Here is a 24,744-nt window from a genome sequence, read left to right as displayed (position 1 = left end):
AATAAAATACCCCCTTAAAAATTAAATAAATTTTTAAAATAAAATAATTTTTCATTACCTTTACCCTATCAAATAAAAAGTTCAATCTCTTAAATAAAGAAATGATGAATGCAACTGTAGAAATTCTGAAAAGTAAAATTGAGAACTTAAATTCTGAAATGCTGGAAGCTTTTGCACAAATGATAGAAAATTTTGAGACAGAAAGAACAGCAGAAATACCACAATTCTGCATGGATGAAATTCTATACAGAATTCAGTTTCATAAGGAAAATCCCAAAACCAAACTGGATTTCTATGAAAACATTTCTGAGCTGAAAAAGTTTTGTGCTTAAAATGAATATATTGCTCTCTTCTATCGCCAAAAACGACATAAGACTCCTTATGAGAGTTTTTAATGCCGAAAAACAAAATAAAGGCATTGATTTTTTAGAAGAACTAAAAGAATGTGTAAACGCAATTTCAGAAAAAGAGAAAAAAAGATGTCAGGAAACTCTTGTTGAAACAATGCAGGGCTATCCCGTAAACATTCATTATCTTTTTGAAGATGAAAAAAATATTCTGATTACAGCCGTATTCAAAACATAATCACCAAAACTTCCAGACTATTATTATATGTAAATCTCACGGATTTATCTGTGAGGTTTTTTAATTATAGATTTACCATTTTTGCCGATCGTCTCCTCGTATTTCAAAACCAATCTCAGAAATCAGCGATTGTAAATCACAAGGATTCATTTCTTTTTCGATTTCTTTTATTAAATCATCATAAAGAGGAAAATAATGAATTTTAAGAGCTTTCAGAACATATCTTTTATTATAAGGAGGCCAAAAACCTTTATTGATGTACGTATTGTTCTCTGCTATATATTTTAACATCTCAAATGCTTCAGGAGTTTTGTAGGCAGCAACAGCTTTTACAAAATAAAGCACATTATTGTCTACGTTTTTATTTTCCGAGAGTTTATCTTTAATATTATCCTGAAAATAACTTTTTAATAAAGGAAAAAATACAGCATCCGGAAATATCTCAATACTTTTAAAAATATTCTCCAGACAATAACCATTAATATTTTGTTCAAAAACAGAGAGCAAAAGCTTACCATCCTGTTTCTTTCTAAATTTACTCAACGCATAGCATGAAGTTAGCTGATTGCAACAGTCCTTACTTTTAGTTTTTGCCCGTTCTTTAATCAAATGATAATATTTTTCATCAGGATCAATATCCTGAATCATCCAGTTTGAGACATCTAAATAAGGATGTTTTAGCAATACTTCTTCCGTCAATACTTTTTTCTGAATGGGAGATAATCCGTTTTTATCAAAAGCTTTTCTTATCATTAAATCTGAAACTGAAAAATAACTTCCTGCATCTTCATAATACCACCATGCTACTTTAGCGGTATCACTTAGATGGTTGATCAGCAGATCAAAATATTCAGGTTCACTTCTGTTGATAATGGCTCTGTAAGCCACCACTCTTAACAGCGGTTTCTTCGCATCCATCAGTTTTATCAATTCTTCTTTAGATGCATTTCTTTCCAGAAAATTTTTGGCAACTGTATCAGAAACAGGGATTACTTTCTCTTTAGAAAGCCTTTCAAGATAAGGTTTTAAATTTCCACTGAAATCATTAACGTCATATTCTTTTCTACATGATAAAGAAAAAACACAAATGGAAAGTGACAGAAATATTCTTTTCATTGAGAAGATTATCTCACCGGCGTTCTGAATTCACCATACCCCATTAATCCGTCATAATTTCTTCCGAAAGGAGCATAATATAAAAATGCCTGATAAAGATTTTCCGTCTGCCAGAAATTCCCGTTTACTTCACCGAAATTCAGCGTTCCGTCAGGATTTTTTGTTGCCAGAATGTAGTTGTAAAAACCCTGCTTCAGATATATTTTTGCTACATATTTTTTTGAAGCTTCATCATACTGCATCTGGTTTTCTTTACTTGGCTTAAAATTATTAAAACCTCCCAAAACAAAAATTTCTTTGTTTGTAGGTTCAGAATCCAGATAAAAATGCACCCATGAATAATCTGCTTCCCTCGTCGCATCTCTTTCTCTTCCCAGATCATTTCTTCGGTAATACCAAGCTCCGTTTACGTCCGGCTGATACTGGTAATTCAGCGGAAAAGCCCATACCGGATGAAGATAAGTCTGGTTGACTCCTTCCAACTGCTCGGTTGCGCGAACCATGTCGGCCGCCATATTCATATTTTTATTGTCAAAATAATAAAACTCGTTATTTCCGGGAAACACCAATGACAACTGCTGAAAAAGAAGCTGGTTCCCCAATGTGGCACTTGGTTTTAAATTATTTATTGTAACATTAGGATTATTGTTCTGCATTACATTCAGTGTCATGGAATTGACATTTGATGCTAAATCTCCCCCTTTCGGAACGGCTTTCACTTCTACCCTTTGGTTGGCATCAATTTTTCTTGCATCAGCAAATCTTGAAATCCCCAAAGCTAAAGTTGCCGCATCCTCCACGACATAAAATCTTCTTTTAAAAAGAGGTTTATCGGCAGAATCTTTATAAACGATCAGTTCAAAATTTCCTGAAATTTTTGGCTGCATTTTTTCATTCGGAAAGTTCAGTGTATAATGGGTGTACGATTGCAGGGTGTTGAAAGAGTACTGAAATTTATCCAGCAAACCATTTAAACTTCCGTTGGCAAACTCGGTAAAAAACAGATTATCGTCTTCCCAGTTTCTGTTGTAATGCTTTATGGTGTATCTGTAAATTTCGCTTGCGTTGGTAAGATCATCGAAACTTAAAATCAACTGCTGATTAAAATTAATAACCGGTGTTTCGTCATTCGTCTGTGGATTGAACAGTTGAATGCTCTGGATGTTCTGTCCAAAAACCAGTCCGCCCAAAGAAAGTAAAAGTAGCTGCAATGTTTTCATTATGACGAAGATAACGAAAAATCGTTTTTAAACATACAATCCGGGAATCTTTATCAATTAAAAATTTATTAAAACTTTTAAACAAAAACTTTTGTAGCTACCTTTGTTTTAATAAAAAAATATTCAGAATATGCTTCAGATTCAAGGTTTCGTATTCAATTTTGCAAGCGAAAACACTTATATCCTTTATAATGAAAATAAAAAAGCATGGTTATTTGATCCCGGAAATATGAACGGACAGGAAACCAAAGCGATCGAAAGTTTCATTTCAGAAAATGAACTGAAAATTGAAAAAATTCTTCTCACGCACGCTCATATTGATCATGTTTTGGGTTTACAATGGGCTTTTGACACGTATAAAGTTCCTGTTCTGATGCACAGAGAAGATAAAGAAGTGTTGGATATGTTCCAGATCAGCGGGATGAGGTTTGGTTTTGAGCTGAATCATATTAATGTGGAAATCCAATATATTAATGAGGGTGACGAACTGGATTTTGACGGAGAAAAGTTTAAAATCTATCATGTTCCGGGGCATTCTCCGGGAAGTGTGGTTTATCATAACGAAAACCAGAAATTCATTATTTCCGGGGATGTTCTGTTTGAAGGCAGTATCGGAAGAACCGATCTTTATAAAGGAAACTACGAGCAGCTAATTGAAGGAATCAAAACCAAACTTTTCATTTTGGATAATGACACTCAGGTTTTCTCCGGACACGGAAATCCTACGAAAATCGGTTTTGAGAAAGAGTATAATCCGTTTTTTAAGTAAGAGTGTTTGAGTGTGGGTGAGCTAAAAGAGTTTAGATACGAACCGTTCTGTTTTAATCTAAATTAATTTGCATTTGGTTACAAACAAGATTCTTTCATATAAAGTACTGTTCACTCACGATTAAACGGATATAAATATAAATTAATGATAGAAAAATTCCCTGCTATAAACAGTACGCTTGATCCCGGACATCTCGGATATCTTATTCAACAAAAATACGGACTGAGCGCTAAAACCGAGTGCCACATCTTTCGGCTTGCCATGAATCATTTGTATATGGTTCACGATGAGGAAAAGAAATTTGTTTTCAGAGTGTATACTCATCATTGGCGGACAAAATCTGAAGTTGAGGAAGAACTAAAGCTTCTCCTTCATTTAAAAGACGAAAACCGGCAGATTGCTTTTCCGATTGCAGACAAATTCAGTGAATATATCCAGGAAATTGAAGCCTCGGAAGGAAAAAAGATTCGGTGTTTTATTTTCTTATGCGAAAGGCATAAAAACGGCAAAATTTTCACCTGAAACAAGTTTTCTGATCGGACAGGCTTTAGCCAGAGTTCATCAGTCGGCAGAGCATTTTGAACTGAACAGGATTTCTTATGATGCGAAAAATCTGCTTATAAACCCTGTTGAACAGATAAAAAAATTCTTTAACGATGGCAATTCCGAAGTTATTTTTTTGGAGAAATTATCTGAATTTTTAAGCCTTAAATTCGAAACTTTCGACAGACAGCAAATGAGATACGGAAGTGTACATCTTGATGTCTGGTTTGATAATCTGCATATTGATAATGAAAAGGAAGTTACTTTTTTCGATTTTGATTTCTGCGGAAACGGCTATTTATGTTTTGATATTTCCTACTTCCTGTTTCAGCTTTTGGCAACGAACCTGAACGAGGAAGAATATCGGGTAAAAGCAGAAAGTTTTTTACAGGGTTATGAAACGGTAATAGCAATCAGCAACGAAGAAAAAAAGTTCTTATCTTACGCTTGTTTAGCTGTCATGACGTATTACATCAGTGTGCAGTGCGACAGATTTGAATTCTGGACAAATATCTTCCTGAATGAAGATCATCTGAAAAGAATGGTTGGAAATTTAAAACGATGGATGGCTTATCACAAAATTGAAATTGAATAAAAATATATTTATAGAAAAATCTTACAAATAAACTAATACCTAAATTTAAAATTATTAAACATGAACAAAGAAGAACTGGTAAGAAAACTGGCAGGAGAATCATTTAAAGAATATTTAGAAGCATGTAACGAATTGCCGGATTATGCAAAAAATGGTGGAGAACTGAATCAGGAAATCATAGAACGTGCATTATTTGTCAATCTTTTTCCTTTTTGGGCAAACCATAAGGATTTGAAAGATAAATATGACGAGATAACAAGCGAGCTACCCAACCATTCAGACTTACTTCAAACCGACCAGAAGTATGATTTAATGGGACTTACTGTTTTTGTTAACGGACTCATGAATGGAGTTTTCGATGTATCGGGATTTTTATGGGCTAGTAATGGATATATGAGCAGTAAAGTCTCCTGCGATTCTATATCAGAATATTATAAAGAGCAGGGGAAGGATAAAGAAGCAGCCTATTTTCAAGAACTCGGCGAATGGTTCTTGACAATCTATTCCGCAACAACCGATGTATTCCGAGCTATTATGAATATCAAATCATGGAACGAAGAAATGGTAATTGGTCTTACGAATTTTTTAAATAAAAGTTTAAGCCAATATGGCATTTTCGAATGGATCTTAAGCGGATTATACGAAGTTGTAGACGACCCGTTAATTAAAGAAAAAGTATTTGATCATTATATTGAATCCTTCAAAAAAGCCAGAGAAAACCTGAAAAAAGAAAAAAATAAAGAAGGAGCAGATCAGATTACCGGGAAATTGAAAAATTTGAGAAAACTGGCTAAAGGGCAAAATGTTTAAAGTTTAGATAGTAATAATCTTGTAATGTATTCTTTTAGGAAAAATAAATTTTCATCATTAAGCGAAGCACTTGAAAATCCAAAGAATTGTAAAAAACTAAGTCTGCTGTTTATAAAATACAATCTAAAGGACAAAGGTGCCATTTTTTCGCAATTTATCAACTTAAGAACCTTAGAAATTCAGGCACATCCTTTTATTTATAATTTGGATGATTTTGAACTTCCGAAAGAAATTGCTGAATTGAAAAAATTAAAAAAAATTTCACTCCTAAATCTTCCATTAAAAGTTTTTCCTGAATGGCTCACCCGAATAAAATCGTTACAGTATTTAATGATTCGAGGAAATGATATTGATACAGTTCCTGAGACAATATCGCAATTAGATCAATTAAAAACATTACGTATTGAAAACTGCGAACTGAATAAATTACCAAAAACCCTCAACCAAATGTTAAACTTAAAATATTTAGGTTTGTGCGAGACAAAACTTACAGATTTAAATCCTGATCTTTTTCCAAAAAATTTAAAAGAAATAAATTTATCCGGCTCAAGAAGATACAAAGATGATGATTTTGAAAATTTGAAAAGAACAATGAAAAGAACTAAGATATAAATAAGTATATAATGATTATGGAAAATCCAATAAAAATAGGTAATCATTATTATGATATAAACAGTGAACATTTCTCATTGAAATGGGAAGAATCTCCAATTAATTTTAATGAATTATCTTATCTGAAACAGTTTCCTAATCTTATATCTGCCAATTTTTACAGTTCAAATCTCAATGATGAAGGATTAGCTCATGTCTCAAATTGCAGTAAAATTGAAAATTTAGATTTACAGGACACTGAAATTACGAACGATGGCATAAAATATTTAAAGAATTTAGAATCTCTGCAATATCTTCGCTTAAAAGGCAATACACAACTTACAGATGAATGTATTCCATATTTGACAGAAATAAATAATTTACTAAATCTGCAAATTCAGGAAACATCAATTACTGAAGTTGGTTTGAAAAAATTAACGGTAATAAAATATATGAAAATGATTACAATTCAGGTCTGTAACAATAATTTTACATTTGATGGTCTTTTAAAAATATCTTGTGAGCTTCCGCATTGTGAAATTTTAGCAAAAGGCAACGGATCATTTTGCAATGGTGAATTTGAAGGAAAATGGAAACATTAAATGAAGGCTTTTGAAAATAAAAACCGTCAGAAAAATTCCTGACGGTTTTATCAATTATATGAAGAAATAAATTTTAGAAATCCAGCGTAATGGAAGCTCTTACCGCAGCACCCATAATTGGTCTTGCCATAATAATTCCGTCTCCTGATGGAGATCCGGCTCTTGGATCACCTTCTGTAATTCCGATGGTATTAAAGATATTGGTTCCGTCCACCGCAAAACGGATTTTGCCTAACTGATAAGAAGTTCCCGCTCCAAATTCTGAGAAAGAAGGCAGAGTCTGCGCATTTTTCTCATCCTGAAAACGTTTTCCGTAGTAATTCATGCTTACATATGCTCTCCATTCTTTGGTAAGATTTACCGCAGGAGAAATATTAAAGTAGAATTTCGGCATTCTTCTCACGGTATTTCCGTCATAATTGAATGTGGATCCGTCTGCATTTCTTCCCGTGAAGTCTTTGTATTTCGGACTTTGGATCGTTCCGTTGAAAGTTACTTCAAACACGTTGTTGAATAATCTTGCGTATCCTTCCAGCTCAACTCCTAAGTTCGTGGTATTTGCAAATTTGTTCTCTGAGCTTCCGTCTGAATACACATCGGTAAATGAAAGATTTTTCAATGTAGAATAGAACGGAATTACCGCCACATCAAACGTTCTTGAGTAGTATTTATACCCCACTTCCAACTGATTGGTTGTTACCGGCTTTACAACAGATAAATTATTCATATTGTTGTAGTACGCTTCCTCATTCGGAGATCTGAAACCATTAGAGAAACGTGCATACACTGCATTTTCTTTATTGATTTTATAATTCAGCGCCGTTGTGAAAGAAACTTTATTCACATCAAAATTCCAGTACGTGTATTTATTGCCTAAAACAGACATATTTTCGTCCGCAGTGGTTGTTGCAAAACTGTGCGTTCCGTCAGTAGTCAATCCGGAATTGTTAAGATTTCCGCTCGTTGTGTTCACCCCGTAACCTTTATAGAAATCTCGGCTGTAACGAATTCCTCCGTTAAAACTAAGATCATCGGTAATGTTGTAATCCAAATTCAGGTAAAGATCATTCAGACTTCCCTGAATCTGAGAATCTCTCAAAAGGAACGACATATTGGTAACCCCATTGTACGTTTTAGAATAACCTACACTGTTTGGCGTTAATGAAGTATCTACCAAATTCAAAAGTTCCGGTTTATCTGAGGCTGTGGTTAAAATATTGCTCCAGTTCCAGTATTGATGGGATTTCCAGTTAGATTTGTAGAAGCCAGCCGTTACATTCCCTTTATCAAACTTATAACTGAACTGCAAATCGTTCACAAAATTATTCATCTGCTTATCAATTGCCCAGAATCCTAATTTCTGAACGTAGCCCGGATTTACCACCGCTCCGTTGCTTACCATTGAATATTGGAATGTATTTCCTGCAATTCCTGCTCCTTTAGCAAAATCAGCCGCACTTTGAGGTCCGCCTGCAGGGAAAATTCCCGTATAATTCATATTGATATTGGTATATCTTGTCTTGTTTAAAACAGAGAAATTGCTACCAAGATCATATTTGAATTCCGCTCCTAAAACATCAACTTTCGGATGAATTCCATCCTCTAAATTTCTGCTGAAAAATCCTCCGCCTACTTGTGGAATATTCAACTGACTGATGTTTCTGTAACTGTACGTTCCGTAATTGGCATCAAAACCGGAAAATTCTTTCAGATCATTTCCGTTCTGCACCAAAGGAATCGGAAGGAAGAACGTATTTCTGTCATCCAGTTTTTTATAATAGATTTTGGCATAGCCTTTATCGAAGACATATTTCAGATTCATTCTGATCTGTCCGCCCTGATTGGCTTTAAAACCTGTTTTTCTGATTCCGTCATCTGTTCTGTAAAAACCTCCTACATTGAAGAATAAATTGTCCTGAACCAAAGCTCCTCCTACATTTACATCAGTACGCATTAATCCATAAGTACTGGTTTCCAGTTTTGCCGTTCCTCGGAAATCGTTTCCGCCTTCTTTGGTAATAAAGTTAATTAAACCTCCCGGAGAATTGTTCGCAAAAATAGAACCTGAACCTCCTCTCAAAGCTTCTAGTCGGCTTACCGAATTGTCTACACGGAAGAAATTATCTGCATTGGCAAACTGTAATGCTCCGTCTTCAAACACCGGAAGACCATCTTCCTGAACCTGCACAAATTCATACGCTCCCGCAGAAGGAATACCTCTTGCAAAAAGGTTGTTTCCTACTTCACCACCGGAAGTTTCTACCGCAAAACCGGGAACACGCTGTAGCAAAGCTGCCGCACTGATCGGGTTTTGTTTCTGGATTTCTTTTGCTGTAAAAGTAGAAATCGCCGTACTCGATTCTATTTTCTTTTTCGGGTTAGAGTTACCCGTAATAACCACCTGTTCGATGGAAGCCGATCTCGTGGAATCTTTAGGAGTTTCCTGAGCGTATGCATTGTTGTAATACAAGGTTGCAATACCGGCAAGTAAAAACATCGATCTTTTTTTCATAGCCTTATTTGATTTTTATTTGTTAGTTTTAATTCTTTTTTAATTTGAGATACACTCCGTTTGTCCATCCGAAACCATCCTGATTAGGATATTCTCCGCCTCCTGCAACGGTTTCGATGTCTAAAGCATTGTATTTTTCCATCAGTTTTCCGGTGTTTTTGTACACTCTTTCCACATTGCTGCACCAGTTGTTTTTAATTTTTTCAGCCAAATCATCAAATCCGTAGTTTTTCATCGACTGATAACCCAACCACTGATACGGCGCCCAGGCGTTTGGAAAATCCCATTGCTGACCTGTGTTTTTAGTAGTCGTTACCAAACCTCCCTGATACAGAAATTTTTCTTCAATATTTTTCGCAACTGCCTTTGCCTGATCTTCACTCGCGATTTTCAGGAATAAAGGATAAAGAGCAGCAATATGTTCAGACGCTGTGTTTGTGTTTTTTTGAATATGATAATCTTTGTACGTGCCGGAAGTTTCGTCCCAGAAATACTGATCTATTATTTGTCTTCGCTTTGCTGCTCTTTCAGAATAATCAATTTCTTTTTCATTTAATTTTTGAAGTGATGAGGATTTTGCGAGTGTTTTTTCCAAATGCCATAAAAGGCAGTTCAGATCAACTTCGGCAAGATTCAACGTTTCAATAGTCTGTATATGTTCTCCGTCTGCAAACCATCTGCTGGAAAAATCCCAACCCGATTCGCAGGCGCTTCTGATGTTTCTGTAAAACTCTTCTCCCGCATTTTCACTGTCTTCAATATCAATTAAATAACTTTCAGGACGCGGTATGTTTTCAGCATCATAATACCTGTTCAATACATCTCCGTGAATTGTTTTCACTACTCTGTTTTCCGCCGAAGCATTTTCCAGTTTTTCCGTTCCGTTCATCCAGAAAGCATATTCCTTTTCTAAAGTGTCATAGTATCTGATGTAGATATTTTCGTCTTTCGTTGTTTCAAAAAGCAGATCCAGCATCAACGAGAAATAGGGCGGCTGAGAACGGCTTAAGAAATGAGTGCGACTTGCATTCGGTACAAATCCTACATTCTGAATGAGATACGAACAGTTTTCAATAATATTTTCCATCATTTCCACCCTTCCTGAAACCTGAAGCCCCAACATGATGTAATAACTGTCCCAATAGAAAAATTCGTTAAAACGACCTCCCGGAACCACATACGGTTTTGGAAGTTTCAGCAACGTTCCTTTTTCCTCATAGGCTGTTCTTGTCAGTTCATCCCATAATTTTTCGATGTGTTCTTCAATCGGGAGATGATTCTCTCTCTGAATCGAAATTTTAGCTCCTAAAAAATCGAAATTTGACAGGACAAATTCTTTCAGATTAAAATTCTCTGACTGTTTTTCTGCTTCATATTTTGCATTAATTTCTTCGACCGGAAACAAAGGAACCGCATCCGTCATCATCTTCTGATCTTCAAAAACCTCTGATCTCTGCACATCATCAAAAAGAGCCTGAATTTCATGTATATATAATTGCTTGTTCATTTTATTTTTTAGGATTTATTTTTAATTTGTTCATAATAACTGCTGAAACAATTAACAGTGAAAGCGGTATTAATGAAAGGTAAAATGCCTGCTGTCCGCTGAATTCCTGAAACACAAAACCTGTAATAATCGATCCGATAGTTCCTCCGATTGCCGAGAACACGACAATTAAACCCGACATTGCGCTGTGTAAATATTTCGGAATGGATGCTAAAATCACCGAGTTGATGCTTGGATAAATCGGAGCCAATAAACCGCCCATCAAAGGAAATAAGTAAACAACCAAAGGAGCATTTAACCAGGTCGTTCCCGCATCAATACTAATATTGTGAGTTAAAGGCAGAACCAATAAAATACTTATGGCAAAACCTACCACACAGAAAGAAACCACGTAAATCCAACTGAATTTTTTAGAGAAAAAACCCGAAAGAAATCTCCCCAGTGCGAAAGCTCCCGCCAAAACCGCTCCCGCCTGAATACTCATGGAAGTCGGAACTTTTAAAATTTCCTTGTAAAAAGTCGGCGTCCAGGTCTGGAAACTCTGCTCTACCAAAACAAAAAGGAAAGCACACAGTAAAAAGAACAGGACTTTTTTATAGCTGAATAAACTCACACTGTTTTTCAGGTCTCCCAACAAATCTGTTTTCTCACTTTTCGCTTCGTTTTCATTTAATCTGGTAAAAAACAGGAACAGAAAAGACAGAGCCGAAAGTCCTCCTAAAACCCAATACACATTCAGCCAATGGGTCGATCTCGGATTGTGGTCGTCTATGAATAAGCTGAATAAAACATTTCCCAATAATACGCCGATCATAAAAAAACCTTCCAGATAACCCATAAAACTTGAATGCTCCTTATCTGAATCCGTTACCAAACCGATAGAAGTGAAAACGGAAATCTTAATTAACGCAAAAGAAACCCCGACAATCGTAAACAATAATTTGAAAAACCAAAACGCATTGGCAAAAGGCATTACGAAACACATGCAGCTCACCAAAAGCAAAGCGATCAGCATCGATCTTTTAATTCCTATTTTGGGTAAGAACGAAGCCAGAATGAATGAACAGATCGCAATCGGCAGATCTTTAAAACCCTCCAGAACACTTGCTGAAGATTTGGAGATCCCGAAATTCTGCTGCATCTGTAAAATTACTGTTCCCACGGAATTCAGAAGAATCGCGAAAACAAAATAATTTAAAAATAAAACTGCCTTAATATTGAAATTTTTCATTCATATAATTTCTTGTGGGCTAAGATATATTCATTTGCCTTAACATTAATTTAACATCATAAATGAATATTTGAACTATATTAATATAATTATTATTTTAGGCTTCAAAATATGATTAACTAAATGAAAGTCACTTTTGAGCGCGTAATCCCCGATGAAAAGAGTTCTTTTCGCACGATTCACAACAATTCACCGATCTCGGAATTTAAATGGGAATACCATTATCATCCCGAAATTGAGCTCGTCTGTATAGTTTCCGGGAGCGGAACAAGGCATGTCGGTTATCACAAAAGCAATTATACGAACGGAGATCTGGTGTTAATTGGTTCCAATATTCCCCACTCCGGTTTTGGACTGAATTCTATCGATCCGCATGAAGAAATTGTTTTGCAGTTTAAAGAAGAAATCCTGCAGTTTCCGGAGCAGGAAGTTGAAGCAAGATCGATTAAAAATCTTCTGGAACTTTCAAAATACGGAATTCATTTTCATGATGAGGTTCACATCAATATGCTTCCGAAACTAAAGCTGATGCTGAAATCTGAAGGCTACAAAAGATATCTTTTATTGCTGGAAATTCTTTTTGAGCTTTCAAAATGTGATGATTACGAACTTCTGAATAAGGAAATTATGCCTTACACGATTATTTCCAAAAACAAAACAAGACTGGAAAATATTTTCACGTATGTTGAACATAATTATGATAAAGAAATTGACATTGAAGATGTTGCCAAACTTGCCAATCTCACTTTACCCGCATTTTGTAATTTTTTCAAAAAAGCAACTCTGATCACTTTCACCGAATTTGTGAACCGGTACCGCATCAATAAAGCCTGTTTACTGATGGCACAGGATAAAAGTATTTCAGAATGCAGTTATAGCTGTGGCTTTAATAACGTAACGTATTTCAACAGAATGTTTAAAAAATATACCGGAAAAACGCCTTCCGAATTCATGAAAAATTTTCCACAGAACAGAGTGAATGTAAATTTAAAGGTTGAAGAAAAAGTAAATGTGAAAGCCGGTTTTTAGCAAAATAAATTGTGGATAACTCTGTGGATAAAATTGTGGATAACTTTTTTTCATGAACTTAAATGACTCATTTTCAAATTATTACAAAACAAAAAAGCTGTTCAAAAAGAACAGCTTTTTATATTTGAATTGCAAAGCCATCAACTGACAGCCCGCTATTATTATCAACCAAAAATTACTTCCATTTGATATTGCATCCCATGCTCGGTTTCTGAATTTCTTCCTGCGGTTCCCCCAACAAAAGATTTTCGAAAGCAATAATCAGATCTTCTCCTGTTACTTCTTTGTGATTTCCCGGTCTGGAATCGTCCATCTGTCCTCTGTAGATCAGATCCAGTTTTTCATCAAAGAAAAAGAAATCCGGTGTGCAGGCTGCATCATATGCTTTTGCGATCGCCTGACTTTCGTCGTATAAATAAGGGAAATCAAACTTTTTTTCAATCTGGAATTCAATCATCTTTTCAGGAGAATCTGCGGGATATTTTTCCACATCATTCGAATTGATGGCGATAAATTCAATTCCTCTTTCGTTGTAATCTTCATACAGTTCGGTTAATTTATCAATTACATGAAGAACAAACGGACAGTGGTTGCAAATAAAGATCACCAAAGTTCCTTTTTCGCCTTTCAGATCATCCAAAGACTGAATTTCGTTACTTTTTGACGGGTTCGGAAGCTCAAAAAAAGGAGCTTTTGTACCCAGTTCGATCATATTTGAGGGAGTATTCATAACTTTTTTATTTGGTTACAAAGATATAGAATTTCTTGATTATTATAGTATGGAGGATGGATGCGAGAAGATGGAAGTCTCAGAAATTACCATCGATTGAATGGGACTATAAACTCTATTAATTTTTACAATAATTAAAATATCAACACATTAAAATACATCCAGCTCCCATCCTTCAAGCATCCAGCCAAATTAAAACCATCTTCAAAGCCTTACTTTAAAAGTTAAAGCGTAAAATTTGTTTGGAAGATATCCTCAAAAGTTTGTAGTTTTGCTAACACTGTTAGTAATTAAAAATCATGGGTCTGCACGAACGTCGGCAACGAGAAAAAGAAAATATACGCGCCAGTATTCTGGATGCGGCTTTTTCTTTGGCTAAAACCGAAGGATGGGCATCCCTTTCCATGAGAAAAATTGCTGATGCCATAGAATACAGCGCACCGGTGGTTTATGATTATTTTGAAAACAAAGAAGCGATTTTGTACGAAATTTCGCTGAATGGTTTCAACTGTTTACACATAGAATTACTGAAAGCCCAGAGAGAATATGAAGCTCCGGACGAACAACTTAAAGCTATTGTGGATGCTTACTGGAAGTTCGCATTTAAAAACAAAGAATATTATCAGCTAATGTTCGGATTGGGAATGCAGTGCAGCGGAAAAGGAATGATGAAGGAAGAATTTTCTTCTTTCCAGAATATGCTTTACGAGTGTACGTACGAGATTATTAAGAAAAACGGATCAAATCCTGATAACGCCTGTCATATGTCACACGCTTTATTTTCAGCAGTTCATGGCTTGATTTCGATCATGATGATGCGTAATGACGATATTCCTTCTACCATGAACAAAACGACTTTAGATGAAACAGTTTCTGCTTTCATTAAGTCTTTGTAAATTTTTTTGAACTAAAAATTAACACCGTTAGGAATATTAACATCCATTAATGTAAATTATTCATTTAAACCGAATTAAAAATAAAAAAAACAATCATGCAGAATGTAAACAATTAATTATTGATCTTTTTTACTTTAATAATTAACACCGTTAGCAAAAGTAACACACTTCACAACTCATATAAGTCATATTTAACCAACATTAAAAAGTTCTTCTCATGGAAACAACGATCTAAAATTACATTAAGAATTTTGAATTTTTTTTTTAGACTAAAAATTAACACCGTTAGAAAAAATAACATAATTCAAATTAAAAACATCACTACTTAATCTAACACTTCATTAAAAATTAAACTCAAAATGAAAATATTTGGAAAAATAAGATTCATTTTACTTCTCTCAGGAATTATCCTTTTACAAAACTGTACAAAGGCTGCAGAAGGAGCCAACGCTGCTCCACCCGCTCCGGAACTGCCCGTTTATACCGTCATTACATCTCCCGCAACAACCTATCAGGAATTTCCTGCCGCTTTGGAAGGAAAAAACAACGTGGAAATAAGATCTCAGGTTGACGGATATTTAGATAAAATCTATGTGGAAGAAGGCGCATACGTAAGAGCCGGACAGCCATTATTTAAAATAGATTCCAGAGCTTACGGAGAGCAGATGAATATGGCAAATGCCAATTTACAGGTTGCCAATGCCAATATCCAGAAAGCTAAAGTGGAAGTTGACAGGCTGGAACCTCTTGTTGCTGCAAAAGTCGTTTCTGAGGTACAATTGAGAACGGCAAAAGCAAATTACGCCGCCGCAGTTGCCGCCGCTTCACAGGCGAAAGCTTCCGTTGGAGGAGCAAAAATCAATATCGGATTTACAACCATTACGGCTCCGGTAAGCGGATACATCGGAAGAATTCCTCACAAAAAAGGAAGTCTGATCTCCAGAACAGATGCGAATCCGCTGACTTTACTATCAGACATCAGCGAGATTTACGCCTACTTTTCTTTAAGCGAATTAGATTTTATCGCTTTTCAGAATAAATATGAGGGCGCAAGTTTAGAAGAGAAACTGAAAAATATGCCGATGGTGGATTTGGTGATTGCCGACAACAGTGTTTATCCGCAAAAAGGAAAAATGAGCATCGTAGACGGACAGTTCGACAAATCTACAGGAGCAATCAGCGTTCGTGCGGTTTTCCCCAATACCAACGGAACGTTAAGAACAGGAAATACAGGCAGAGTTCGTATGCCTCAATTGATATCGAATGCAGTAGTCATTCCTCAGGAATCTACGTTTGAAATTCAGGATAAAACCTATGTTTATGTAGTTGGCAAAGACCAGAAAGTAACCGGTAAACCTGTAAAAATCTCAGGAAAGACTGAAAACTACTATTTTATTTCCGAAGGAATACAGCCGGGAGAAAAAATCGTATTCACCGGAATCGGAATGTTAAAAGATGGTGCTTCGATTAAGCCAAAAGCGATTTCATCCGACAGCTTACTGAAAGCAAAACCATTATAACCGTTTAAACTTCTTTAACCACAAAAGTCATAAAAGTTTTTAAACATTTTAGTCAAATGAAGTTTAGATCATTGACTATAATACACATAAATTTCAGAAAATCTTTGATTTTCATTTTTTGTAAACTTTTAATAATCTTAAAAAATTACCATTGTCTTTTGTTCCTTTTGCGGTAAAAATATCGTTTAAACTACATTAAAAAATAAACTTCTTATGTTAAAACAATTTATAGAAAGACCGGTACTCTCTACCGTGATCTCCATAATACTTTTATTATTGGGGGCGCTCTCCCTCTTTAATTTACCCATTGCCCTCTTTCCGGATATTGCTCCGCCGAGCGTTCAGGTAACGGCATTTTATCCGGGCGCAAATTCGGAGGTTGTTGCGCGTTCGGTTGCGACACCTATCGAAGAAGCAGTGAACGGGGTTGAAAACATGACGTACATGACTTCCAACTCCAGTAACGACGGTACGATGACGCTGAATGTTTTCTTCAAGCAGGGTTCTGATGCAGATAATGCAGCAGTAAACGTACAGAACCGAGTATCGAAAGCAATGAGCCAGCTTCCGCAGGAAGTTGTTCAGGCCGGAGTTTCTACGCAGAAAGTACAAAACAGTATGATCATGTTCATGGGGTTATCCAGTAACGATCCTAAACAATATGACGAACTTTTTTTACAGAATTACCTGAAAATTAATATCATTCCGCAGATTCAGCGTATTCCCGGAGTTGCTCAGGCTCAGGTTTTCGGAACGAGAGATTATTCTATGAGACTTTGGCTGAAACCGGACAGATTAGCCGCAAACGGACTTTCGCCTCAGGAAGTTCTGAACGCTGTAAAAGATCACAATTTAGAAGCCGCTCCCGGTCGTTTAGGACAGGGAAGCAAGGAAACTTATGAATATATTTTAAAGTATAAAGGAAAATTAAACAAGAACGAAGACTACGAAAACATAGCCATTAAAGCCAATACAGACGGTTCATTTTTAAGATTAAAAGATGTGGCAAGAGTAGAATTCGGATCTTATACGTATACAGCAGCTAACAGAGTGGACGGGAAACCGGTAGCCGGATTTGCGATTATGCAGACTGCCGGTTCCAACGCCAACGAGATCTTAACGGAAATTGAAAAACAGGTAGACCAGTTCAAAACAACGCTTCCAAAAGGAGTGGAACCAATCATCATGTACAATTCTAAAGATTTCTTAGACGCGTCTATTCATCAGGTTGTTGAAACTTTAGTGATTGCATTTATTCTGGTATTTATTGTAGTGTATATTTTCCTTCAGGATTTCAGATCTACTTTAATTCCTGCGATTGCCGTTCCTGTTGCGATTATCGGCACCTTCTTCTTCTTACAGTTATTTGGTTTCAGTATCAATATGCTGACGTTGTTTGCCTTGGTACTCGCGATTGGTATTGTAGTGGATGATGCAATTGTGGTAGTAGAAGCCATTCACTCCAAAATGGAACATACCGGAATGCCTGTGGAACAAGCTACAACAAGTTCGATGAGTGAAATTTCAGGAGCCATTATTTCCATTACTCTGGTGATGTGTGCCGTATTTATTCCGGTCGGTTTCATGCAGGGACCTGCAGGAGTTTTCTACAGACAGTTTGCCTTTACACTGGCAATTGCCATTATGATTTCTGCGGTGAATGCCTTAACATTAAGTCCGGCTCTTTGTGCTTTATTATTAAATGATCCTCAGGGAGAACACGGTGAACATGGAAAAAAAACAGGTTTCGGAGCGAGATTTTTCAATGCTTTCAATACAAGCTTTAATAATTTAACAAAGAAATATATTTACAGTCTTAAATTTTTAATTAAAAACAAATGGGTTGCCGTTGGAGGACTGGTTTTGCTGACTGCCGCAAGTATTTTCTTAATTAAAAAAGCACCGTCAGGATTTATTCCTACCGAAGATCAGGGTTTCATTTTGTATGCCGTGAATACTCCTCCGGGAAGTTCATTGGATAGAACACATAACGCAACAGAACAGATCGATAAAATTATCAACGGTGAAAAAGCGAAAAAAAATCTCTGGGTTGCAGACGGTCTGAACTTCATCAGTAACGCCAATGCTTCTCCGTATTCCGCAGGTTTCATTAAATTAAAAGACCATGATCAGCGAGGTGAAATCAGCGATCCCGATCAGATTGCAGCAGGATTAACAGGGAAAGTTTCGCAGGTGAAAGATGCCAATGCATTCTTCTTCAACTTCCCTACCGTTCAGGGATTTGGTAACGTTTCCGGTTTTGAATTTATGCTTCAGGACAGAACGAACGGCTCTTTGGAACAATTAGGAACCAATACTCAGGCTTTCATCGGAGAATTAATGAAACGTCCGGAAATTGCCTTCGCCTTTACAACGTATGCAGCAGGAAATCCACAATTCACGATTGAAGTTGATAATGATAAAGCCAATCAGTTAGGCGTTTCAATTACAGAATTGATGCAGACGATGCAGATCTATTACGGAAGCAGCTTTGTTTCAGATTTCAACCGATTCGGAAAATACTACAGAGTAATGGCTCAGGCAGATATTCCTTACCGTACCGATGCGAATTCTCTGGAAGGAATTTATGTTAAAAATAAATCCGGCGAAATGGTTCCTGTAAAAACATTGGTGACTTTAAAAAGAAGTTTCGGACCTGAAACGGTGACCAGAAACAACCTGTTCAATGCGGTAACAATCAATGGAACACCGAAGCCGGGTTACAGCACCGGAGATGCGATTAAAGCAGTGGAAGAAGTAGCCCAGAAATCACTTCCGAGAGGTTATGGGTACGAATGGACAGGAATCACCCGTGAAGAGATTAAAACAAGCGGACAGACTACTTTTATCTTTATGTTAAGTATTTTGTTTGTCTATTTCTTACTGGCAGCTCAATACGAAAGTTACATTCTTCCGTTTGCCGTTATTTTAACGATTCCTACAGGTATTTTCGGAGTATTTGCTTTCACAGGACTGGCCGGAATTGATAACAACATTTACGTTCAGGTCGGATTGATCATGCTGGTCGGATTACTGGCGAAAAATGCAATCCTTATTGTGGAATTCGCCGTACAGCGAAGAAATGCAGGAAGATCATTGCTGGAATCTGCACTTCAGGCTTCAAGATTACGTTTAAGACCGATCTTAATGACCTCGTTTGCATTCATCATCGGGATGCTGCCGTTAGTTTGGACTCAGGGAGCCTCTGCAAAAGGTAACCACTCGATCGGGATGAGTACTGTGGGCGGAATGTTAACAGGAGTTGTATTCGGAGTATTCATTATTCCTGTGATGTTTGTGATCTTCCAGTATTTACATGAAAAAATGCCGAGCAGAAAAAAGAAAAGACTTCAAAGACAGAAACTGGAGGCAGAACTTTTAGCTGCCGCTCATTAATATATGATTGACAAAACTTTGAGAATTTCAAACAGGAATTTAAACGCAAAGATTTATTATTAATTGCGAATATTTTTAAAGAAGCAAAGAAAGCGACAAGCCGCTGATGAAGCTGCATGATTAAAAGTTCGCTTCTTAAAATCAATTTCATTGATTAAATCTTTGCTCACTTAAATATTTTATATCAAAAATTTTCCTTTGCGTTAAAAAATTTCAAAACAAAAAGTAAAAAAACTTTGAGATTTTCAAACAGGAATTTAAACGCAAAGATTTATTATTAATTGCGAATATTTTTAAAGGAGCAAAGAAAGCGACAAATCGCTGATGAAACTGCATGATTAAAAGTTCGCTTCTTAAAATCAATTTTATTGATTAAATCTTTGCTCACTTAAATATTTTATATCAAAAATTTTCCTTTGCATTAAAAAATTTCAAAACAAAAAGTAAAAAAACTTTGAGATTTTCAAACAAGAATTTAATCGAAGATTTATTATTAATTGCGAATATTTTTAAAGAAGCAAAGAAAGCGACAAGTCGCCGATGAAGCTGGATGATTAAAAGTTCGCTTCTTAAAATCAATTTTATTGATTAAATCTTTGCTCACTTAAATATTTTACATCAAAAATTTTCCTTTGCGTTAAAAAATTTCAAAACAAAAAGTAGAAACTGTTTTGAAGGAATTTCTCAAAGTTTTGTAATCCATTAAAAATTAAACCTTTATGAAAAGAATAAAAAATATCATCATCACTTTTGGACTGGCTTTGGTTTCAGTCTCCTGTGTGTCGAAACTGGCATACAAGGAGCCTGAACTGGAGCTTCCCGAAACCTTTAAATATACAGCAACAGCAGATACCGCAAGTGTGGCAAATCTCGAATGGAAACAATTTTTCAGCGATCCGATGCTGCAAAACTTAATCGAAAAAGGAATTAAAAACAACTACGATTTACAGATTGCTTTAAAACAGGTTGCTTCTTCACAGGAGAAATTAAAACAGGCAAAATATCTTCAGTATCCCGATGTTGGTTTCGGAGTTTCCGCACAGATCTCAAAACCTTCCAAAAACAGCATGAACGGACAGAGCTTAAATTTATTCTTAGGAAAAAGCTATGTTGAAGATTACAATGCAGCATTTAATTTATCTTGGGAAGCAGATATTTGGGGCAAAATTAAAAATCAGCAGGAAGTTTCAAAAATGCAGTATCTGCAGACTTATGAAGCAACAAAAGCTATTCAGACGCAGGTTGTTGCAGCCATTGCACAGGGATATTATAATCTGTTGATGCTGGATAAACAATTGCAGATCGCCCGATCTAATCTGGAACTCAGCAACCGGACACTTTCTCTTACAGAAAAATTATGGCAAAGCGGTGACACCACTTCTTTGGGAGTTCAGCAAGCAACCGCTCAGAAACAATCAACTGAATTATTGATTACGCAACTGGAACAAAACATTGCGATTCAGGAAAATGCTCTGAGTATTCTGGTGGGTGAAAACCCAAATAAAATCGACAGAACGATTGAAATGTCTGATACTTCTTTACCACAGAATATTTCCGCAGGACTTCCCGCAGCAATGGTAAGCCGTCGTCCGGATGTCCGTCAGCAGGAACTGGTTTTACTGGAATCCAATTCTATGGTAGGAATTGCGCAGGCAAATATGTATCCTTCCTTGAAAATTACGGCAAATGGCGGTGTCAATTCATTTAAAATTGATAACTGGTTTCAGATTCCGGCTTCATTGTTCGGTTCTGTTTTGGGAGGTCTGACTCAGCCGATTTTCCAGAAAAGACAATTGAAAACAGATTTAAATGTGGCTAAAATTCAAAGAGAAAAAAATGTTTTGGCGTTCCGTCAGTCGGTTTTGAATGCAGTGGGAGAAGTTTCTGATGCTTTGGTTTCCAATGAGAGTTTAAAAGTTCAGGAACAAAAAGCAACGGAACAGGTGGCAACCTTAAAAAACGGAATCAAAAGTGCCGAAATGCTGTACAAAGGCGGAATGGCAAACTATTTAGAAGTGATAACAGCTCAGGGAAATTCTTTACAGGCCGAACTTAATCTGGCGTCTGTAAAAAGACAGAGATTGAGCAGTATTGTAGATTTATACCGGGCTTTAGGTGGCGGTTGGAAGTAGTAAATTAAAATTATATTGTTATGGGATGCAGTCTTTCGGGGCTGCATTTTTTTTGAATTAAATTTTCAAACCAATAGCTTTCTATCCTGTCATTCTGAACGGAACAAAGTGGAGTGAAGAATCTATAATATTTTCGTGGAGATTCTTCCTTCGTCAGAATGACAATCTGCGAAAAATTTGAACCATTAAGAACATTTAAGGAGTTAAGTTTAATTAAGAAAAATAAAATAGATTTAATAAACATATTATACTAAAAGCGAAGCTCAACTCAATATTCTTCACCTCTTAATCAAAATCTTAATCGTTCAAAAAGATTTATTTTTGAAATTCTTCATTAATATAACCAATCAAACCATCAAAATTCTCCTGCGAATATCCCAACTGTAAATAATGAATATCATCCGCTTTCCGATACCACGTCAATTGTCGTTTTGCGTATCTCCGGCTGTTTTTTTTAATTTCGGAAACGGCAAAATCCAGATCCCATTCTCCATCAAAATATTTGAATAATTCGGAATAGCCAACCGTATTCAAAGCGGTGAGATGTTTAAATTTCTCCAGACTTTTTGCTTCTTCCAATAAACCTTTTTCCATCATCATATCCACTCTCCTGTTAATCCGGTCGTACAACTCTTCTCTCGGTGCTTCAATTCCGATCCGGACGGTTTTAAAATCTCTGGAATCCTGCGAAACAGCTATTTGTTCAGAATATTTTTTATTCGTCTGCCAAATCACGTCGATAGCCCGCAAAAGTCTTCTGTGATTGTGAAAATCGACTACCACAAAATATTCGGGATCAAGCTCTTTCAGAATTTCCTGAAGTTTTTCGATTCCTTCTTTTTCAAAAATTTCCTGTAATTTTTTCTGATTGTTTTCATCTGCTTCAGGCAAATCATTCAACCCTTCAATCACCGCTTTTTCATACATCATGCTTCCGCCCACCAAAATAACGGTTTCATATTTTTCAAAAAGTTCATTGAGCTTTTTTAAAGCATCTTCCTCATATTGCCCGATCGAATAATATTCTTCCACCGAAAGATTTCCGATAAAATGATGAGGTGCTTCGGCAAGTTCTTCAGCAGACGGTGAAGCCGTTCCGATTTTCATTTCCCTGAAAAACTGTCTCGAATCACACGAAACAATCTCTGTACTGAAATGTTTTGCCAGATCAATTGCCAGTCTTGTTTTACCAATTCCGGTGGGTCCTACAACAGAAATTAATTTTTTCTTTTTCACCGCGCTAATTTACGAAAATGAGTTTATTTAATTGGCTGGAAGATCGGAAGAACGAAGATGGAAGTTAAAATCGGTATTCAATAATATCCACAACAATCTTCCCGTCCCCTTGTTCCCTCTTCCCTCTTCCTTCTTCCTTCTCCCCGCCTGCCTCTTTCAACATTAGCCAAACTATACACTTAATTGTTTATCTTTGTAGGACAATAAAAAACTATGATTTTATCAATGACCGGCTTTGGTAGAGCCGAAGACGTTTTTGAAGGTAAAAAAATTACCATCGATATTAAATCACTGAACAGTAAAAGTTTTGATTTAAATATCAAAATTCCTTTAAGATATAAAGAGAAGGAATTTGAGGTAAGAAAAATTCTGAACGACAGAATAATCCGTGGAAAAGTAGACTGCTACATCAATATAGAAAATCTTGAAGAGTCCAATGATGTGAAAATCAATAAAAGTTTAATTGATTCTTACATGAAGGAGCTGAAAAACATCGCTTCAGACGGACCCGATTTCGAATATCTGAAAATGGCAGTGAGGCTTCCGGATGCGATTACTTCAAGACCGGACGAATTATCGGAAGGCGAATGGGAAGCTTTGGCAAAAATTGTGAATGCTGCGGTTGACCGTTTTGAAGAATTCAGAAGAACGGAAGGTAAAATTTTACATGAAGAGCTGGAAAGAAATATTCAGAATATTGATAAATACTTAGGTGAAGTAATTCCGTTCGAAGAAGAAAGAATTTCTGCAGTGAAGGAGCGTTATCAGAAAACTTTAAAAGAGTTTGAGAATGTAGATGAAACGCGTTTCTATCAGGAAATGGCTTATTTTACAGAAAAACTGGATATTTCAGAAGAAAAAGTAAGACTTTCCCAACATTTGAAATATTACAAAGAAGTAATGGACAATGAAGATTTCAACGGTAAGAAACTTGGATTTATTTCTCAGGAAATTGGTCGTGAAATCAATACATTAGGCTCTAAAGCCAATCATTCTGAAATTCAGAAACTGGTAGTGATGATGAAGGATGATTTAGAGAAGATTAAAGAACAAACGTTGAACGTACTATAAATTAGTTGATGGTTTTTAGTTGATGGTTGTTGGATTTTTTACTGCTATCAACTATAATCTATCAACCAACAACTATATGAATAAAGTTATCATATTTTCAGCGCCGTCGGGAAGCGGAAAAACAACATTGGTAAAGCATTCTCTGGAGGTTTTCAATGAATTGCAGTTTTCGATTTCGTGTACAACGAGACAGCCGAGAGGCAGTGAAGTTCATGCAGTGGATTATCATTTTTTAACACCCGATGAATTCAGACAGAAGATTGCGGAAGATGCTTTTGTAGAATTTGAAGAAGTGTATACCGACAAATATTACGGAACATTAAAATCTGAAGTAGAAAAAATCTGGAATCAGGGAAAAGTGGTTATTTTTGATGTTGATGTAAAAGGCGGAATTTCCTTAAAGAAGTATTTCGGAGAACAGGCTTTGTCGATTTTCATTGAACCGCCTTCTATTGAAGAACTGGAACGAAGATTGATCTCAAGGAACACAGATGACGCAGAAACCATCAAAACACGTGTTGAAAAGGCAGAAGAAGAAATGTCTTACGCAAAGGAATTTGATAAAATCGTCATCAACAGCGATCTGAACGAAGCAAAAAAAGAAATAGAAAGTTTAATAAAAAATTTTATTGGAAGTTAAAGACCGGATGATG

The 24,744-nt window shown here is 36.0% G+C and carries 22 protein-coding genes; 15 read left to right on the top strand and 7 right to left on the bottom strand.

Annotated elements, in window-relative coordinates:
* The first annotated feature begins 101 nt into the window (after positions 1-101).
* The gene (locus H6W53_RS16470; RefSeq protein WP_185208386.1) at positions 102-332 is read left to right on the top strand and encodes a hypothetical protein; all 231 of its coding nucleotides are present in this window, start codon (positions 102-104) and stop codon (positions 330-332) included.
* 1 nt (position 333) lies between these two features.
* Positions 334-585 carry a hypothetical protein gene (locus tag H6W53_RS16465; protein ID WP_185208384.1) on the top strand — a complete coding sequence of 84 codons (252 nt, stop codon included), beginning with the start codon at positions 334-336 and terminating at the stop codon, positions 583-585.
* Between the two features lie 72 nt (positions 586-657).
* Here the strand turns inward: H6W53_RS16465 and H6W53_RS16460 are convergent, their stop codons facing one another.
* Together H6W53_RS16460 and H6W53_RS16455 are read right to left on the bottom strand one after the other, a co-directional pair.
* On the bottom strand, positions 658-1,701 hold the full coding sequence (locus tag H6W53_RS16460; protein WP_185208382.1) for a hypothetical protein: 1,044 nt from the start codon (positions 1,699-1,701) through the stop codon (positions 658-660).
* Positions 1,702-1,709: 8 nt separating this feature from the next.
* Positions 1,710-2,921 carry a type IX secretion system plug protein domain-containing protein gene (locus H6W53_RS16455; RefSeq protein ID WP_185208380.1) on the bottom strand — a complete coding sequence of 404 codons (1,212 nt, stop codon included), beginning with the start codon at positions 2,919-2,921 and terminating at the stop codon, positions 1,710-1,712.
* Between the two features lie 130 nt (positions 2,922-3,051).
* On the opposite strand from H6W53_RS16455, the gene H6W53_RS16450 reads away from it, so the two are divergent.
* The 6 genes from H6W53_RS16450 (at position 3,052) to H6W53_RS16430 (ending at position 6,831) form a co-directional block, all read left to right on the top strand.
* Positions 3,052-3,690 (top strand): MBL fold metallo-hydrolase, encoded by a 639-nt coding sequence (locus H6W53_RS16450; RefSeq protein ID WP_185208378.1) that lies wholly within the window; start codon positions 3,052-3,054, stop codon positions 3,688-3,690.
* Positions 3,691-3,834: 144 nt separating this feature from the next.
* Positions 3,835-4,212 (top strand): hypothetical protein, encoded by a 378-nt coding sequence (locus H6W53_RS21560; protein ID WP_228457819.1) that lies wholly within the window; start codon positions 3,835-3,837, stop codon positions 4,210-4,212.
* A complete protein-coding gene (locus H6W53_RS16445) occupies positions 4,133-4,828 on the top strand; it encodes a phosphotransferase (protein ID WP_228457818.1) in 696 nt (231 codons plus the stop codon). Before H6W53_RS21560 ends, H6W53_RS16445 begins: the two co-directional genes overlap by 80 nt.
* 60 nt (positions 4,829-4,888) lie before the next feature.
* The gene (locus tag H6W53_RS16440; RefSeq protein ID WP_185208376.1) at positions 4,889-5,638 is read left to right on the top strand and encodes a hypothetical protein; all 750 of its coding nucleotides are present in this window, start codon (positions 4,889-4,891) and stop codon (positions 5,636-5,638) included.
* Between the two features lie 24 nt (positions 5,639-5,662).
* The gene (locus H6W53_RS16435) at positions 5,663-6,250 is read left to right on the top strand and encodes a leucine-rich repeat domain-containing protein (RefSeq protein WP_185208374.1); all 588 of its coding nucleotides are present in this window, start codon (positions 5,663-5,665) and stop codon (positions 6,248-6,250) included.
* A 17-nt stretch (positions 6,251-6,267) separates the two neighbouring features.
* Positions 6,268-6,831 carry a hypothetical protein gene (locus H6W53_RS16430; RefSeq protein WP_185208372.1) on the top strand — a complete coding sequence of 188 codons (564 nt, stop codon included), beginning with the start codon at positions 6,268-6,270 and terminating at the stop codon, positions 6,829-6,831.
* Between the two features lie 73 nt (positions 6,832-6,904).
* Here H6W53_RS16430 and H6W53_RS16425 read toward each other — a convergent pair whose 3' ends face one another.
* Genes H6W53_RS16425 through H6W53_RS16415 form a run of 3 tightly spaced genes read right to left on the bottom strand, consistent with a single transcriptional unit; the run spans position 6,905 to position 12,081 of the window.
* Entirely contained in the window at positions 6,905-9,343 is a 2,439-nt protein-coding gene (locus tag H6W53_RS16425; protein WP_185208370.1) for a TonB-dependent receptor, read from the bottom strand.
* Positions 9,344-9,371: 28 nt separating this feature from the next.
* Positions 9,372-10,850 carry a trehalase family glycosidase gene (locus H6W53_RS16420; RefSeq protein ID WP_185208368.1) on the bottom strand — a complete coding sequence of 493 codons (1,479 nt, stop codon included), beginning with the start codon at positions 10,848-10,850 and terminating at the stop codon, positions 9,372-9,374.
* 1 nt (position 10,851) lies between these two features.
* Complete coding sequence (locus H6W53_RS16415; protein WP_185208366.1) at positions 10,852-12,081, bottom strand: MFS transporter; 1,230 nt, start codon at positions 12,079-12,081, stop codon at positions 10,852-10,854.
* 123 nt (positions 12,082-12,204) lie between these two features.
* Here H6W53_RS16415 and H6W53_RS16410 point away from each other — a divergent pair, with 123 nt between their 5' ends.
* Complete coding sequence (locus H6W53_RS16410) at positions 12,205-13,110, top strand: AraC family transcriptional regulator (RefSeq protein ID WP_185208364.1); 906 nt, start codon at positions 12,205-12,207, stop codon at positions 13,108-13,110.
* 175 nt (positions 13,111-13,285) lie between these two features.
* Here the strand turns inward: H6W53_RS16410 and H6W53_RS16405 are convergent, their stop codons facing one another.
* Complete coding sequence (locus tag H6W53_RS16405; protein ID WP_185208362.1) at positions 13,286-13,840, bottom strand: thioredoxin family protein; 555 nt, start codon at positions 13,838-13,840, stop codon at positions 13,286-13,288.
* A 299-nt stretch (positions 13,841-14,139) separates the two neighbouring features.
* On the opposite strand from H6W53_RS16405, the gene H6W53_RS16400 reads away from it, so the two are divergent.
* From H6W53_RS16400 to H6W53_RS16385, 4 genes are all read left to right on the top strand, one after another.
* Positions 14,140-14,736 carry a TetR/AcrR family transcriptional regulator gene (locus H6W53_RS16400; protein WP_076390885.1) on the top strand — a complete coding sequence of 199 codons (597 nt, stop codon included), beginning with the start codon at positions 14,140-14,142 and terminating at the stop codon, positions 14,734-14,736.
* 359 nt (positions 14,737-15,095) lie between these two features.
* Complete coding sequence (locus H6W53_RS16395) at positions 15,096-16,256, top strand: efflux RND transporter periplasmic adaptor subunit (protein WP_185208360.1); 1,161 nt, start codon at positions 15,096-15,098, stop codon at positions 16,254-16,256.
* Between the two features lie 213 nt (positions 16,257-16,469).
* Positions 16,470-19,652, top strand: coding sequence for an efflux RND transporter permease subunit (locus tag H6W53_RS16390; RefSeq protein WP_185208358.1), 3,183 nt, complete (start codon positions 16,470-16,472; stop codon positions 19,650-19,652).
* 719 nt (positions 19,653-20,371) lie between these two features.
* A complete protein-coding gene (locus H6W53_RS16385; RefSeq protein ID WP_185208355.1) occupies positions 20,372-21,784 on the top strand; it encodes an efflux transporter outer membrane subunit in 1,413 nt (470 codons plus the stop codon).
* Between the two features lie 315 nt (positions 21,785-22,099).
* Here H6W53_RS16385 and miaA read toward each other — a convergent pair whose 3' ends face one another.
* Complete coding sequence (gene miaA, locus H6W53_RS16380) at positions 22,100-23,020, bottom strand: tRNA (adenosine(37)-N6)-dimethylallyltransferase MiaA (RefSeq protein WP_185208353.1); 921 nt, start codon at positions 23,018-23,020, stop codon at positions 22,100-22,102.
* Between the two features lie 213 nt (positions 23,021-23,233).
* Here miaA and H6W53_RS16375 point away from each other — a divergent pair, with 213 nt between their 5' ends.
* Complete coding sequence (locus tag H6W53_RS16375) at positions 23,234-24,091, top strand: YicC family protein (protein WP_076390880.1); 858 nt, start codon at positions 23,234-23,236, stop codon at positions 24,089-24,091.
* A 76-nt stretch (positions 24,092-24,167) separates the two neighbouring features.
* Complete coding sequence (gene gmk, locus H6W53_RS16370; RefSeq protein WP_185208351.1) at positions 24,168-24,731, top strand: guanylate kinase; 564 nt, start codon at positions 24,168-24,170, stop codon at positions 24,729-24,731.
* Positions 24,732-24,744 lie beyond the last annotated feature (13 nt).

Source organism: Chryseobacterium sp. C3 (assembly GCF_014218905.1).
In the GTDB taxonomy this organism is placed as follows: Bacteria; Bacteroidota; Bacteroidia; order Flavobacteriales; family Weeksellaceae; genus Chryseobacterium; species Chryseobacterium mucoviscidosis.
This window is presented reverse-complemented; position numbering and strand designations above follow the sequence as displayed.

What these genes read in the sequence shown, in the direction of transcription:
- H6W53_RS16470 (WP_185208386.1), top strand. Translation starts at nt 102, where the DNA reads ATGATGAATGCAACTGTAGAAATTCTGAAAAGTAAAATTGAGAACTTA.
- H6W53_RS16465 (WP_185208384.1), top strand. Translation starts at nt 334, where the DNA reads ATGAATATATTGCTCTCTTCTATCGCCAAAAACGACATAAGACTCCTT.
- H6W53_RS16460 (WP_185208382.1), bottom strand. Translation starts at nt 1,701, where the DNA reads ATGAAAAGAATATTTCTGTCACTTTCCATTTGTGTTTTTTCTTTATCA.
- H6W53_RS16455 (WP_185208380.1), bottom strand. Translation starts at nt 2,921, where the DNA reads ATGAAAACATTGCAGCTACTTTTACTTTCTTTGGGCGGACTGGTTTTT.
- H6W53_RS16450 (WP_185208378.1), top strand. Translation starts at nt 3,052, where the DNA reads ATGCTTCAGATTCAAGGTTTCGTATTCAATTTTGCAAGCGAAAACACT.
- H6W53_RS21560 (WP_228457819.1), top strand. Translation starts at nt 3,835, where the DNA reads ATGATAGAAAAATTCCCTGCTATAAACAGTACGCTTGATCCCGGACAT.
- H6W53_RS16440 (WP_185208376.1), top strand. Translation starts at nt 4,889, where the DNA reads ATGAACAAAGAAGAACTGGTAAGAAAACTGGCAGGAGAATCATTTAAA.
- H6W53_RS16435 (WP_185208374.1), top strand. Translation starts at nt 5,663, where the DNA reads ATGTATTCTTTTAGGAAAAATAAATTTTCATCATTAAGCGAAGCACTT.
- H6W53_RS16430 (WP_185208372.1), top strand. Translation starts at nt 6,268, where the DNA reads ATGGAAAATCCAATAAAAATAGGTAATCATTATTATGATATAAACAGT.
- H6W53_RS16425 (WP_185208370.1), bottom strand. Translation starts at nt 9,343, where the DNA reads ATGAAAAAAAGATCGATGTTTTTACTTGCCGGTATTGCAACCTTGTAT.
- H6W53_RS16420 (WP_185208368.1), bottom strand. Translation starts at nt 10,850, where the DNA reads ATGAACAAGCAATTATATATACATGAAATTCAGGCTCTTTTTGATGAT.
- H6W53_RS16415 (WP_185208366.1), bottom strand. Translation starts at nt 12,081, where the DNA reads ATGAAAAATTTCAATATTAAGGCAGTTTTATTTTTAAATTATTTTGTT.
- H6W53_RS16410 (WP_185208364.1), top strand. Translation starts at nt 12,205, where the DNA reads ATGAAAGTCACTTTTGAGCGCGTAATCCCCGATGAAAAGAGTTCTTTT.
- H6W53_RS16405 (WP_185208362.1), bottom strand. Translation starts at nt 13,840, where the DNA reads ATGAATACTCCCTCAAATATGATCGAACTGGGTACAAAAGCTCCTTTT.
- H6W53_RS16400 (WP_076390885.1), top strand. Translation starts at nt 14,140, where the DNA reads ATGGGTCTGCACGAACGTCGGCAACGAGAAAAAGAAAATATACGCGCC.
- H6W53_RS16395 (WP_185208360.1), top strand. Translation starts at nt 15,096, where the DNA reads ATGAAAATATTTGGAAAAATAAGATTCATTTTACTTCTCTCAGGAATT.
- H6W53_RS16390 (WP_185208358.1), top strand. Translation starts at nt 16,470, where the DNA reads ATGTTAAAACAATTTATAGAAAGACCGGTACTCTCTACCGTGATCTCC.
- H6W53_RS16385 (WP_185208355.1), top strand. Translation starts at nt 20,372, where the DNA reads ATGAAAAGAATAAAAAATATCATCATCACTTTTGGACTGGCTTTGGTT.
- H6W53_RS16375 (WP_076390880.1), top strand. Translation starts at nt 23,234, where the DNA reads ATGATTTTATCAATGACCGGCTTTGGTAGAGCCGAAGACGTTTTTGAA.
- gmk (WP_185208351.1), top strand. Translation starts at nt 24,168, where the DNA reads ATGAATAAAGTTATCATATTTTCAGCGCCGTCGGGAAGCGGAAAAACA.